This window comes from Cellulosimicrobium sp. 4261 (genome assembly GCF_040546915.1).
In the GTDB taxonomy this organism is placed as follows: domain Bacteria; phylum Actinomycetota; class Actinomycetes; order Actinomycetales; family Cellulomonadaceae; genus Cellulosimicrobium; species Cellulosimicrobium cinnabarinum.
This window is the reverse complement of record NZ_JBEPOQ010000001.1, coordinates 274,262-288,198: the sequence shown is the minus strand read 5'-3', so window position 1 is coordinate 288,198 and position 13,937 is coordinate 274,262. Positions and strand designations below refer to the sequence as shown.

Below are 13,937 nucleotides of genomic sequence, written 5' to 3'. Positions count from 1 at the left end.
CTCCCGGCGGGGCCTCTGGCCGCGTTGACAAAGCCCGGAACCGACGCATAGGTTCAGGTCGCCCCTGACAACGCTTCCCCCCTGCGCGTTGTCAGGGGCACCCCTGCAGCCTGACAGCGCTGTCAGACGATCGAAGGAGATCGCGGCATGACCAGACCACTCCCGCCCGGACGCGCGGTCGCGCGGTCCGGCAGCGGCCGCGCCCGGCCCCTCGGCCTCGTGCTCGCCGCCGCACTCGCCGTCCCGCTCGGGGTGCCTCTCGCGGCCCCCGCGGGAGCCCTCGCTGCCGCGCCCGCCGCGGCCGCCGAGCCCGGCGACTTCTCGTCCTCGTTCGAGTCCGGCGACCCGGCCGCGCTGCCCACCACCGTGGCGGAGCGCGACGGCGCGCCCTGGCAGGCGAACGTCGGCTCGTTCACGGCCGGCCTGCCCGGGAGCGTCCTCGGGCAGCTGAAGGGCGTCACCGCGAGCGCGCAGAACCTGCCCAACGAGGGCGCGGCGAACCTGGCCGACGGCAGCTCGGGCACCAAGTGGCTCGCGTTCGCGTCGACCGGCTGGGTCCGGTACGAGTTCACCGAGCCCGTCTCGTTCGTGGCGTACACGATGACCTCGGGCGACGACGCCGCCGGTCGCGACCCGAAGACCTGGACGGTCGAGGGATCGAACGACGGCACGACGTGGACCCCGCTCGACCAGCGGACCGACGAGGACTTCCCGAGCCGGCAGCAGACGCGCACGTTCGAGCTCGAGGCGCCGACCGCGGCGTACACGTACCTGCGTCTCAACGTCACGGCGAACTCGGGCGACTCCATCGTCCAGCTCGCCGGGTGGGACCTCTCGGGCGACCTGAGCGCCGGCCCCTCCGCGGCGCCCATGAACACCAAGGTCGGCACGGGCCCGCGCGTGAGCTTCACGAACAAGGCGGGCGTCGGGTTCTCCGGCCTGCACTCGCTGCGGTACGACGGCTCGCACCTCGCGGACGGCGAGACCTACGCGACGAACGTGCTCTACGACGACGTGGACGTCGTCGTCGGCGAGGACACGCGGCTGAGCTACACGATCTTCCCCGAGCTGCTCGACGACCTCCAGTACCCGTCGACCTACGCGGCGGTGGACGTGCTGTTCACGGACGGGACCTACCTGTCCGACCTCGGCGCGCGCGACGCGCACGAGACGGTCGCGACCGCGCAGGCGCAGGGCGAGGGCAAGATCCTCTACGCCGACCAGTGGAACTCGGTGCGGGTGGACCTCGGCGACGTCGCCGCGGGCAAGACCGTGGACCAGGTGCTCCTCGGGTACGACAACCCGGGCGGCCACGCCGGGACGAAGTTCGCGGGCTGGCTCGACGACGTCGCGATCACGGCGGAGCCGGCGACGATCGACGGGTCGAGCCTCGCCAACTACGTCGACACGCGCCGCGGCACGCTCGCGTCCGGCAGCTTCTCGCGCGGGAACAACATCCCGGCGACGGCGACGCCCAACGGGTTCAACTTCTGGGTGCCCTACACCAACGCGTCGTCGCAGAGCTGGCTGTACGAGTACCACAAGGCCAACAACGCCAACAACAAGCCCGTCCTCCAGGGCTTCGGGATCTCGCACGAGCCCAGCCCGTGGATGGGCGACCGCAACCAGCTGACGTTCCTGCCGTCCACGGTCTCCGGGACGCCGAACGCCACGCTCTCGACGCGCGGCCTCGAGTTCGACCACGCCGACGAGACGGCGCGGCCCGACTACTACGGGGTCACGTTCACCAACGGCTCCGCGATCGAGGCGACTCCCACCGACCACGGCGCGGTCCTGCGCTTCTCCTACCCGGGGAGCGCCGGGCACGTGCTCGTGGACAAGGTGGACGGCTCGTCCAGGCTCACGCTCGACCAGGCCACGGGCACGGTGTCCGGCTGGGTCGAGAACGGGTCGGGCCTCTCCGTGGGCCGCACGCGGATGTTCGTCGCCGGCACCTTCGACCGTAGTCCGACGGCGGTCGGGACGGCGGCGGGCAACCGCGCGGACGCACGCTTCGCGACGTTCGACACGTCGTCCGACAAGACGGTCGAGCTGCGCGTCGCGACGTCGTTCATCAGCCTCGACCAGGCGCGCAAGAACCTCGACCTGGAGGTGACGGGCAAGACCTTCACGGAGGTCAAGGCCGCCGCCGCGCAGGCGTGGAACGACCGGCTGGGCGTCATCGAGGTCGAGGGCGCGAGCGAGGACCAGCTCGTCACGCTGTACTCCAACCTCTACCGCCTCAACCTGTACCCGAACTCGCAGTTCGAGAACACGGGCACGGCCGAGGAGCCGGTGTACCGGTACGCGAGCCCGGTCTCCGCGACCACGGGCTCCGCGACCGACACGACGACGAACGCGAAGGTCGTCGACGGCAAGATCTACGTGAACAACGGGTTCTGGGACACGTACCGCACGGCCTGGCCGGCGTACTCGCTCCTCTACCCGGAGCTCGCGGCCGAGCTGGTCGACGGGTTCGTCCAGCAGTACCGTGACGGCGGCTGGATCGCGCGCTGGTCCTCGCCCGGCTACGCCGACCTCATGACGGGCACGTCGTCCGACGTGGCGTTCGCCGACGCGTACCTCAAGGGCTCGCTCCCGACGGGCACGGCGCTCGAGGCGTACGACGCCGCGCTGCGCAACGCGACCGTCGCGCCGCCGAGCAACGCCGTGGGCCGCAAGGGCCTGCAGACGTCGCCGTTCCTCGGGTTCACGCCGGAGTCCACGCACGAGTCCGTGTCGTGGGGTCTGGAGGGCCTGGTCAACGACTTCGGCATCGGCAACATGGCCGCCGCCCTCGCGGAGGACCCGGCGACGCCGGGCGAGCGCCGCGACACGCTGCGGGAGGAGTCCGCGTACTTCCTCGAGCGGGCCACGCACTACGTCGAGCTGTTCGACCCCGAGGTCGACTTCTTCGTGCCGCGGCACGAGGACGGCTCGTGGGCCGTCGACCCGGAGACGTATAACCCGGAGGCCTGGGGCGGCGGGTACACCGAGACGAACGGCTGGAACTTCGCGTTCCACGCCCCGCAGGACGGCCAGGGCCTGGCCAACCTCTACGGCGGCAAGCAGGGCCTCGAGGACAAGCTCGACGAGTTCTTCTCCACGCCGGAGAAGGGCGCCGGCAACGGCGGCATCCACGAGCAGCGTGAGGCGCGCGACGTCCGCATGGGCCAGTGGGGCATGAGCAACCAGGTGTCGCACCACATCCCGTGGCTCTACGACGCCGCGGGCGCGCCGTCGAAGGCCCAGGAGAAGGTCCGCGAGGTCACCCGCCGCCTGTTCGTGGGCAGCGAGATCGGCCAGGGCTACCCGGGCGACGAGGACAACGGCGAGATGTCGTCGTGGTGGATCTTCGCCTCGCTCGGCTTCTACCCGCTCCAGGTCGGCTCGGACCAGTACGCGGTCGGTTCGCCGCTGTTCGACAAGGCGACCGTGCACCTGCCGGACGGCGACCTCGTCGTCAACGCCGAGAACAACTCGGTCGACAACGTCTACGTGCAGTCCCTCACGGTAGACGGCGAGGCACGCACCTCGACGTCGCTCTCGCAGGCCGACCTCTCGGGCGGCGCGACGCTGGACTTCGTCATGGGTCCGGAGCCGTCGGACTGGGGCACGGGCGAGGACGACGCCCCGCCGTCGCTCACCGAGGGCGACGAGCCCCCGACGCCGGTGCAGGACGCGACGACGGCGGGCCTCGGCACGACGACCGTCGCCGACGGGGACGCGACCACGAGCGCCGCGGCGCTGACGGACAACACGTCCGGCACGCGCACGACGTTCGCCACCTCGACGCCGTCGATCACGTGGGCGGGCAGCGGCATCCGCCCGACCGTCGCGTCGTACACGCTGACCTCCGGGGCGAGCGGGACGGCGTCGCCGTCCGCGTGGACCCTCGAGGGCTCCGACGACGGCGAGACGTGGACGACGCTCGACGAGCGGTCCGGCGAGCAGTTCCGCTGGGCCCTGCAGACGCGGCCGTTCACGGTCGCCGAGCCGACGGCGTTCGCGCGGTACCGGGTGACGGTCACCGCGACGTCGGGTTCCGGTGCGCTGTCGCTCGCCGAGGTCGAGCTGCTCGCCGACCCGAAGGAGTCCGGGGCCGAGGAGCTCACCCTCTCGGCCGCGCCGGACCGCGACGCGGTCACGGGCCGCGAGGCCTCGGGCTCGTTCGCGACCCTCACCGGGGTCGAGGGCGACGTCGCGGCGCTCGACGTCCAGGTCGCGTTCGGCGACGGCTCCGAGCCGGTCGCCGGGTCGCTGCGGGCGGGCGCGTTCGGCGGGTACGCGGTGGACGCCGCGCACACGTGGGCCGCACCCGGCGTCTACCCGGTGACCGTCACGGTCTCGGGCGAGGGGATCGAGCCCGTCTCGGCCTCCTCGTACGTCAGCGTCTCGCTCCTGCGGGAGGGCTCGCTGCTCGCCGCGTACGACAACGTCTGCATCGGCGACGCCGGGACGACGGTCGGCTCGTGCGACGGCCAGGGCGTGTTCTTCGACCGGGCGCAGCTCGCGGCGAAGGGCTTCGTCCAGGGCGAGCGCGCGACGGTGCCGGGCACGGACCTCGCGTTCGACGTCCCGGCGGTCCCCGCCGGGCAGCCGGACAACGCGACCGGCGACGGGCAGACCGTCGAGCTCGACGTCCCGGCCGACGCGGAGCAGCTCTCCGTGATCGGCACGGGCACGGAGAAGAACCAGCAGGCCACCGGCACGCTGACCTTCGACGACGGCTCGACCCAGCCGATCGACCTGAGCCTCGGCGACTGGTCGGGCGCGGCCCGCAACCCCGTGTTCGGCAACATCCCCGTCGCGGTGACGGACAGCCGCCTCCGCGGCGGCAGCCCGCAGACCGGCACCCCCGCCGCGTTCTTCGCGACGGCGCCGATCACCCTGCCCGAGGGCAAGCGGCCCGTGAGCATCACGCTCCCGGACCAGCCGGGCGAGCTCTCGCGCGACGGCCGCATCCACGTGGTCGCGGTCGCGCACGACGGCACGTTCGCCGAGCACCCCGCGCTCGAGGTCACGGCCGCGGAGGGCGTGACGCTCGCCGTCGGGCAGACCACGGACGTGGCGCTGGCCCAGGTGGCCGGCGGCCGCGAGGGCGCCGACCTCCGGGCGGCCGTCACGTGGGGCGACGGGTCCGACGTCGCGGCCGGCACGGTGGCCGACGGCGCGGTGACCGGCGCGCACGCCTACACGGCGGCCGGGACGTACACCGCGTACGTCGTGGTCGACGACGGCTGGACCAGCCGGGTGGTCGAGGTCCCCGTGACCGTGACCGAGGGCCAGCCGACGCTCGCCGTCGACGTCACGGTGAGCACGCGCTGCCTCGCCGGCAAGGCGTACGTCGCGGTCCGGGCCGAGAACGGCGAGGACGTGCCGCTCGCGATCCGGCTCGTCACGCCGTTCGGCACCAAGGAGGTCGCGGCCGTCGCGCCGGGCGCCAACGCCTACCAGTCGTTCGCGACGCGGGCCACGGCGGTCGAGGCCGGCACCGTCACCGTCGAGGCGACGCGCGGCACCGGCGACGAGGAGGTGACGGCGTCGACCCAGGCCGACTACGCCGCCGTGACCTGCGGCTGAACCCCTGAGCCCGCCCCGCCCCGCGTCCGACCGGGGTGAGGTAGGCATGCACCACCGGCGGTGCCCCGGGATGATCGTCCCGGGGCACCGCGCCGTACGGGCACCGCGCCCGGCGGCGCCCCGCACCCAGCACGAGAAGGACCGAGAGATGACCGAGCACCCGACCGAGCAGCCCACGCCAGCGACCGACCTGCGGAGCTGGCGTCGCGAGCAGCTCGCCGACCTGCTGCGCTTCGGTGAGGCGTCGCTGCGTGCGGACGGCGCCGCGCAGTGGCTCGACGACGACGGGCGCCCCGACCTGTCGCAGCCGGTGCACACGTGGATCACGTCCCGCATGGCGCACGTGTACGCGTTCGCGTCGCTCCTCGGCGTGCCGGGGGCGGGGGAGCGGGCCGACGCCGCGCTGCACGGGCTGCGGGCGGTGCTCGTCGACGCCGAGAACGGCGGCTGGGTCTCGTCGCGCGGCCCCGCGCGACGCCCCGGTGACGGCCACGACCCGGCGGCGGGCGAGGCCGTCCCGGTCGACGGGACGAAGAGCGCGTACGCGCACGCGTTCGTGGTGCTCGCTGCCGCGTCGGGCACGATCGCGGGCCGGGAGGGCGCGCGCGAGCTGCTCGACGCGGCGCTCGCCGTGCTCGACGAGCGGTTCTGGGAGCCCGGGCCGCGCATGCACGCCGACGAGTGGTCGCGCGACTGGACCGTGCTCGACGCGTACCGCGGCGTCAACGCGAACATGCACTCCGTCGAGGCGCTCCTCGCCGCGCACGACGCGACGGGCGACCCCGAGTGGCTCGCGCGCGCGGCGTCGGTCGCGGACCGCGTCGTGGGGTGGGCGCGCGAGAACGACTGGCGCATCCCCGAGCACTTCGACGCGGACTGGAACCCCCTGCCGGACTACAACGCGGACCGGCCCCGGGACCCGTTCAAGCCGTACGGGTCGACGCCGGGCCACGGCCTGGAGTGGGCGCGCCTGCTGCTCCAGGTCGACGTCGCGGCCGGCACGCCCGGCGCGCGCACCGACGCCGCAGTTGCCCTGTTCGACCGGGCCGTCGCGGACGGCTGGGACGGCGAGCACGGCGGCGGCTTCGTGTACACGGTCGACTGGTCGGGCACGCCGGTCGAGCCCCGGCGCTACCACTGGGTCGCCGCGGAGGCCGTCGCGGCCGCCGACGTGCTGGGCCGCGTCACGGGCGACCCCCGGTTCGCCGAGGCCGCCGCGGGCTGGTGGGCGTGGATCGACGAGCACCTCGTCGACCACGAGCGCGGGTCGTGGCACCACGAGCTCGACACCGCCAACCGGCCCGACGGCGTCACGTGGGTCGGCAAGCCCGACGTCTACCACGCGGCCCAGGCCGTGATCCTGCCCGACCTGCCGCTCACCGGCTCCCTCGCCGCCTCGGCCAAGGCCGCCGGCAGCATCCTGGGCTGACGCCCGGGCCACCGACCGCCGAACCCGGGGTCGCGCGCCACGTCACCGTCGCCGTGGCGCGCGACCTCGGGCTCGGCGACGACACCCCCATCGAGTTGAGCTTTCTTGGTGGGGGTTCGATCGGAGGGGGTCTCAGGAGCGGGAATCCTCGGGCACTCGACGGCTCGATCCCTCCGAGCATGCTCGACCGGTCCCGGGGTCGGTGCCGCGACCCCGCTCGTCGCGGTCTGCCCGGCCGGTGCCGACGACGACCCGCGCCTGTCCCGGGTGGACGGCCGACGACCTGCTTGCCGCCTGGTCATGACGAGAGAGCCCCGCACCGGTCCGGTGCGGGGCTCTCTCGAAGGCTGAGCGGGTGACGGGAATCGAACCCGCGCTATCAGCTTGGGAAGCTGAAGTTCTACCATTGAACTACACCCGCGCGGCGCCGGTAGCGTTCGCCCCGGGCCCTCTGGGAGGATCCTCGGCGAACCAGCGCGCGACCCGATCATAGCGGACGACGCCGGTGATGCCAGAACCGCCCGCACCACGACCACTCCCGCGCCGACGAGCGGCGCGCCGCCCGAGGAGCCGCCTTGTCCGAGAACCCGTACCAGCAGCAGCCCGACCCGTCGCAGGGGACGCCCGCCCCCGGCGACCCGGTCTCCGGGGGCTCCGCCGCGCCGTCGGACCCGACGCCCGGCTACGGCCAGCAGCCCGGGGCCGGTGACGCGTACGGCCAGCAGGCGTACGGGACGCCGGGTGCCCCGGGCTACGGACAGCCGACGCCCGACCAGGGCTACGGCTCCGCCCCGCAGCAGGGCTACGCCCAGCAGGGCTACGGCCAGCAGCCGGGCTACGCGCAGCCCGGCGCCTACGGCCAGCCCGGGGCGTACGGCCAGCCCGGCTACGACCCGGCGTACGACCCCCAGGCGAAGTCGCGCCTCGCGGCGGGCCTGCTGGGCATCCTCGTCGGGAGCCTCGGCATCCACCGCTTCTACCTCGGGTACACCGGCATCGGCCTGACGATGCTGCTCGTGTCGGTGCTCTCCTTCGGGTTCGCGGCGCCGGTCATCGCGATCTGGGGCCTCGTGGAGGGCATCCTCTACCTGACCTCGAAGACGGGCTACTACTCCGTGGACTCGACGGGCCGCCCGCTGCGCGCCTGACCTCCCGACGGCGGGCGGGGTCCGCGCCGTCTCGACGACGAGGCGGCCCGCGGACCCCGGCCCGACGGCACCTGCCGCCCGCCGGTCCACGGCGCTGGTCCACGGTGCCGATCCACGGTGCGGCGCCCGGTCCGGGCACGCTCCGGCGTCGGCTAGCGTGGGCCCGTGCTGCTCTCCGACCGCGACATCCGGGCCGAGCTCGACGCCGGCCGCGTCCAGCTCGAGCCGTACGACCCGGCGATGCTCCAGCCGTCGAGCGTCGACGTGCGCCTCGACCGGTTCTTCCGGCTGTTCGACAACCACAAGTACCCGTTCATCGACCCGTCGCAGGACCAGCCCGACCTCACGCGCCTCGTCGAGGTCGACCCGGCGGAGCCCTTCGTGCTGCACCCGGGGGAGTTCGTCCTCGGGTCCACGTTCGAGACGGTCACGCTGCCCGACGACGTGGCGGCGCGCCTCGAGGGCAAGTCGAGCCTGGGCCGCCTCGGTCTCCTCACGCACTCCACCGCCGGGTTCATCGACCCGGGCTTCTCCGGCCACGTGACGCTCGAGCTGAGCAACGTCGCGACGCTGCCCATCACGCTGTGGCCGGGCATGAAGATCGGCCAGCTGTGCTTCTTCCGGCTGTCCTCGCCCACGGAGAACCCGTACGGGTCGAGCGTCTACGGCTCCCGCTACCAGGGCCAGCGCGGCCCGACGGCCTCCCGCTCGTGGCAGAGCTTCCACCGCACCGACGTCTGAGCGCGGCCCGCCGCGTCGGACGCCGCCCGACCCCGCAGGACCCGAGGCCAGGAGGACCGCACCGCATGAGCCCGCTCCCGCCCCTGCCGCACCCCGCCGGGCCCGGCGCCGCGCAGTCGTACCAGGCGCGGCACGTGCTGGGGCTGCCCGCCGACGTCCTCGTGGACGAGGTCGAGACGCTCGCGCTCTCGCGGTTCGCGGGTGCGCGGTGGGACGTCGCTCCGGAGGGCACCGAGCCCCTCGTGCCGCCCGCGCGCACCGCGCGGCCCGGAGAGCCGGGCGTGCTGCGCACGTCGCGCCACACGACGCTCACCGGGCCGTACGCGGGCCCCGGCTCCGGCGTGCCGGGCACCGCGCTCGTGTTCGACGTCGTCTGCCCCCGCGAGCGCGGGGACGTCCCCTACCCGGGCGGCGGGGACCGGGACGGCGTCGGGCGCGCGTTCCCCGGCGGCCTGCCGGTCCGGGAGGAGGAGCGCGTGGTCGCGTTCCTCGTCGCGGCGGCGCGGCGTCTCGGCGGCTCGCTCCGGACCGACGTCGGCAACCCGGCCGGGCCGGGCGTCGTCCTCACCCCGGACCCGGGCGTCGCCGTCGACATGACCCTGTACTCGGACGTGTGGCTCGACCCGCACGCCGCGCTCGCGCTCGTCGGTCGGCTGAACCCCCGGACGCGGCTCGCGACGGAGGGCAAGCCGTACGAGGGGCCGCCGAAGGGCATCACCGAGCTGCCGCTCTACCCGGGCGAGAAGATGGACCCGGAGCTGCGGCGCGCGCTGCACGCCGCGGCGGACGACGTCGACATCAAGGCGCTGACGACGGGCGCGGTGCTCGACGGGTACGGCCTCCTCGTCGACCTGGGCATGGACGGTCTCGTCGCGGTCGAGGTCGGCGGCGAGGAGGCGCTGCCCCTCCTGCTGCGCGGGCTGCCGTGGACGGTGGACGGCGCGGTGAGCTACCGCGTGCGCTGGGAGCCGCAGGACCTCGCCGAGTCCCAGCGGGAGCAGCCGTCGCTCGACCACCAGATCGCGCGCAAGCGCGCCGCGGAGGTGGTCACGCAGGTCACGCGGACGCTGCACCAGGCGGTCGGCGGGGAGATCGCGGACGAGGCCGAGTTCCTCGTGGACCCCGAGGATCTGTGACGGCCGACTGAGGAATCGGTCACGGACGGGGCTGCGGGCGCCCCGCACGGCTGAGGAGTCGGTAAAATGATTCTCGGCCCGGCCTCGTCGGCGCCGTGAACTGTCGTGCCCTGCGGCTTCCCCCCGCCCGGGCGCGGCGATGACAAGTCCAGCAAGAACTTCGCCCACCCGCCCCCGACCCGGACGGAGCGGCCCGTGCTCTACGTGCTCCTTGCCCATCTCGTGATGGCACTGGGCGCGCCTGCACTCGTCTCGCTCCTCGGCCGCCGGGCGTTCCTCGTCATGGCGCTCGCGCCGGCGTCCGCGGCGGTCTACGCGCTCGCCTGGACCGAGCGCGTCATGTCGGGAGAGCACCCGACGCAGGTCATCGAGTGGGTGCCGGGGCTGGGGCTCGAGCTCGCCTTCCGCATGGACACGCTGTCGTGGCTCATGCTGCTGCTCGTCGGCGGCGTGGGCGCGCTCGTCCTCGTCTACTGCTCGGCCTACTTCTCGCCCACCGCGCAGGGCCTGCGGCGGTTCGGCGGCGTCCTCACCGCGTTCGCGGGCGCGATGGTCGGGCTCGTCACCGCGGACGACATGCTGCTCCTGTTCGTGTTCTGGGAGCTCACGACCGTCTTCTCGTACCTGCTCATCGGCCACTACGCCGACCGCAAGGCGAGCCGTCGTGCCGCCATGCAGGCGATCATCCTCACCACCGCGGGCGGCCTGGCCATGCTCGTGGGGGTCGTGATCCTCGGGGTCCAGGGCGGGACCTTCCGCATGTCCGAGATCATCGCGGACCCGCCGACGGGCGGCGCCGTGACGGCGGCGATCGTGTGCCTCCTCGTCGGGGCGGCGAGCAAGTCCGCGCTCATCCCGTTGCACTTCTGGCTGCCCGCCGCGATGGCGGCGCCCACGCCGGTGAGCGCCTACCTGCACGCGGCCGCGATGGTCAAGGCCGGTGTCTACCTCGTCGCGCGCTTCGCGCCCGCCTACTCGGACACCACGGTCTGGCGCACGCTCGTCATCGTGCTCGGCGCGGGCACGCTGCTCGTGGGCGGCTACCGCGCGCTGCGGCAGTACGACCTCAAGCTCGTCCTCGCGTTCGGCACCGTGAGCCAGCTCGGCCTCATCATCCTGCTCGTGGGCCTCGGGACGCGAGGCGCCGCGCTCGCCGGGCTCGCGATGATCGGCGCGCACGCGATGTTCAAGGCCTCGCTGTTCCTCGTCGTCGGCGTGGTCGACGCCGCGGCCGGGACGCGCGACCTGCGCCGCCTCACGGGCGTGGGCAAGGCCCTGCCGTGGACGGCGGTCGCGGGCGGGCTCGCGACCGCGTCGATGATCGGGCTGCCGCCGTTCGCCGGGTACGTCGCGAAGGAGGCGGCGCTCGAGTCGCTCCTGCACGGCGAGGGGCTGGTCTGGGTGGACACGGTCGTGCTGTGGTCGGTCGTCGTCGGCTCGATGTTCACGGTCGCGTACGGCCTGCGCTTCTGGTGGGGCGCGTTCGCGTCCAAGCCGCACCTCGGTCGCTCGCCCGCGCGCGCCAACGCGCACGAGAAGGCGTGGGGCGCCGACGCCGGTACCGGCGCGCGCCGCCCGGCCGTCGAGGCCGAGGAGCCGCCGATCGACCCGGCGCGCATCCACCGCCAGCCGTTCCTGCTCGTGGGCCCGGCCGTCGTGCTCGCGGTCCTCGGGCTCGCGACGGCGCTCGTGCCGCACTTCGGCGAGGACCTCCTCGCCCCGTACGCGGACACCTACCCCGTCGGCGACCCCGGGCACCTCGTCCTGTGGGCCGGCTTCACCCCCGCGCTCGCGCTGACGGTCCTCGTGCTCGCGGTCGGTGTCGTGCTGTTCTGGCAGCGGTCGCGCGTCGAGCGGTTCCAGGCCTCGCTGTGGACGGGGCCCGAGGCCGACGTCACGTACCGCAAGGTGATGCGCAAGCTCGACGACCTGGCCGCCGACATCACGGCCGTCACGCAGCGTGGTTCGCTCCCGTTCTACCTCGGCGCGATCCTCGTGGTCCTCGTGCTCGGGCCGGGCATGGTCATGGTCGCGCAGACGGCGTGGCCCGAGCAGCTCCGGGCCTGGGACCGCCCCGCGCAGCTCGTCGCCGTCGCCGCGATCTGCATCGCGTCGGTGCTCGCCGCGCGCTCGCGCCGCCGGCTCAAGGCCGTGATCCTCGTCGGGATCGCGGGGTACGGCAACGCCGTCCTCTTCCTCCTGCACGGCGCGCCCGACCTCGCGCTCACCCAGGTCCTCGTGGAGACGATCACGCTCGTCGTCATGGTGCTCGTGCTGCGACGCCTGCCCGCGTACTTCTCGAACCGGCCGCTGGCGGCGAGCCGGTGGGTCCGCCTGGGGATCGGCCTCGCGGTCGCGGTCGTCATGATGGGCTTCGCGCTCGTCGCGCCCCTCGCGCGCGTCGCGACGCCCATCTCGGTCGACTTCCCGGCCGAGGCGTACGAGTTCGGGCACGGCAAGAACATCGTCAACGTGACCCTCGTCGACATCCGCGCCTGGGACACCATGGGCGAGATCTCCGTCCTCCTGGCCGCCGCGACGGGTGTCGCGTCGCTCGTCTTCCTGCGGTCGCGCAGCGGCGAGATCCTGCGTGCCTCGGGCGCGCGGCCCGCGACGACGGCGTCGGGCTCCGGCGTCTGGAGCGACACCGACGACCCGGGTGCGGCGCTGCGCCGCCGCGGGGTCACGGAGAAGGACCAGCCGCGCATGCTCGTGTGGCTGAGCGCCGGCCGCACCCTCGCGCCCCAGCGGCGCTCGGTGATCTTCGAGGTCGTCACGCGCGTGCTGTTCCACGCCATGATCGTCTTCGCGCTCTTCCTGCTGTTCTCGGGCCACAACGCGCCGGGCGGCGGGTTCGCCGCAGGCCTCGTCGTCGGCATCGCCCTCATCGTGCGGTACCTCGCGGGCGGCCGGTACGAGCTCGGCGAGGCCGCGCCCGTCCACCCCGGCCTGCTCCTCGGGACGGGCCTGTTCCTGTCCGCGGGCGTGGGGCTCGTCGCGTTCCTGCTCACCGGCAACGTGCTCGGCAGCGAGGCCTACGACCTCGCGCTCCCGCTCGTCGGGGAGATCCACCTCGTGACGTCGCTGTTCTTCGACGTCGGCGTGTTCCTCGTCGTCGTGGGCCTCGTCCTCGACATCCTGCGGACCCTCGGCGCCGAGATCGACCGGCACGCGGAACGCGCCGCCGCGGGCCGCGAGCCCGGCGAGGACACGGGGCCGCTCGAGGCCATGGAGCCCGACTCGATCGGAGGTGGCCGCCGGTGAACGCCATCGACATGGCGCCGAGCGTCGTCCTCGTCCTCGCGATCGGCGTGCTGTTCGCCGCGGGCGTCTACCTGCTTCTCGAGCGCAGCCTCACGCGCGTCCTGCTCGGGTTCATCCTCATGGGGAACGGCGCCAACCTGCTCTTCCTCGTCGCGGGCGGGCGCGCCGGGGGAGCGCCGCTCATCGGCACGACGCCCGAGGAGGACATGAGCGACCCGCTCGTCCAGGCGATGGTCCTCACGGCGATCGTCATCACGCTCGGCATCACGGCGTTCGTGCTCGCGATGGCCTACCGCTCGTGGCAGCTGCACGGCCACGACGAGGTGCAGGACGACCTCGAGGACCGCCGCGTCGCGCGGCACGCCGCCCGCAACGCGCCCGCGTTCGAGGACGCGGACACGGAGGAGAGCGGCGCGACCCTGGACGACGAGGCCGCCGAGGTCCGCGACGAGACCGACGGCGACGGCGACGGCGTCACGGACGGCGAGGAACCGCCGTCGGGCCCGGCCGGGCGGGACGCCGGGGACGCCACGGACGGCCGCACCGAGGGCTCCGACGCCCGACCCGATCACGCCCGAGCTGACGATGCACGACCGGACGACGCACGGCCGGACGACCGACGGACCGACGGGAAGG

The 13,937-nt window shown here is 73.9% G+C and carries 6 protein-coding genes, 1 tRNA gene and 1 pseudogene; 7 read left to right on the top strand and 1 reads right to left on the bottom strand.

The features are described from left to right. The first annotated feature begins 147 nt into the window (after positions 1-147). Both ABIE39_RS01300 and ABIE39_RS01295 read left to right on the top strand, forming a co-directional pair. Positions 148-5,583 (top strand): GH92 family glycosyl hydrolase, encoded by a 5,436-nt coding sequence (locus ABIE39_RS01300; protein WP_354050075.1) that lies wholly within the window; start codon positions 148-150, stop codon positions 5,581-5,583. Positions 5,584-5,731: 148 nt separating this feature from the next. Beyond that, the gene (locus ABIE39_RS01295; protein ID WP_354050073.1) at positions 5,732-7,012 is read left to right on the top strand and encodes an AGE family epimerase/isomerase; all 1,281 of its coding nucleotides are present in this window, start codon (positions 5,732-5,734) and stop codon (positions 7,010-7,012) included. A gap of 350 nt (positions 7,013-7,362) precedes the next feature. Here the strand turns inward: ABIE39_RS01295 and ABIE39_RS01290 are convergent. Then, positions 7,363-7,433 (bottom strand) — tRNA-Gly (locus tag ABIE39_RS01290). A 154-nt stretch (positions 7,434-7,587) separates the two neighbouring features. Between ABIE39_RS01290 and ABIE39_RS01285 the strand changes: the two genes are divergently transcribed. The 5 genes and pseudogenes from ABIE39_RS01285 to ABIE39_RS01265 form a co-directional block, all read left to right on the top strand. Beyond that, a complete protein-coding gene (locus tag ABIE39_RS01285; RefSeq protein WP_175007480.1) occupies positions 7,588-8,160 on the top strand; it encodes an NINE protein in 573 nt (190 codons plus the stop codon). A 165-nt stretch (positions 8,161-8,325) separates the two neighbouring features. After that, entirely contained in the window at positions 8,326-8,901 is a 576-nt protein-coding gene (gene dcd / locus ABIE39_RS01280) for a dCTP deaminase (RefSeq protein WP_074805252.1), read from the top strand. Positions 8,902-8,966: 65 nt separating this feature from the next. Beyond that, the gene (locus tag ABIE39_RS01275) at positions 8,967-10,037 is read left to right on the top strand and encodes a hypothetical protein (protein WP_209828151.1); all 1,071 of its coding nucleotides are present in this window, start codon (positions 8,967-8,969) and stop codon (positions 10,035-10,037) included. Between the two features lie 195 nt (positions 10,038-10,232). After that, on the top strand, positions 10,233-13,301 hold the full coding sequence (locus ABIE39_RS01270; RefSeq protein ID WP_354050070.1) for a Na+/H+ antiporter subunit A: 3,069 nt from the start codon (positions 10,233-10,235) through the stop codon (positions 13,299-13,301). Between the two features lie 11 nt (positions 13,302-13,312). After that, positions 13,313-13,804, top strand: a pseudogene (locus ABIE39_RS01265) (Na(+)/H(+) antiporter subunit C); the annotation flags it as partial. Positions 13,805-13,937: the final 133 nt, after the last annotated feature.

Excerpts from the sequence above, each read along its gene's own strand:
- ABIE39_RS01300 (WP_354050075.1), top strand. The coding sequence starts at position 148 with ATGACCAGACCACTCCCGCCCGGACGCGCGGTCGCGCGGTCCGGCAGC.
- ABIE39_RS01295 (WP_354050073.1), top strand. The coding sequence starts at position 5,732 with ATGACCGAGCACCCGACCGAGCAGCCCACGCCAGCGACCGACCTGCGG.
- ABIE39_RS01275 (WP_209828151.1), top strand. The coding sequence starts at position 8,967 with ATGAGCCCGCTCCCGCCCCTGCCGCACCCCGCCGGGCCCGGCGCCGCG.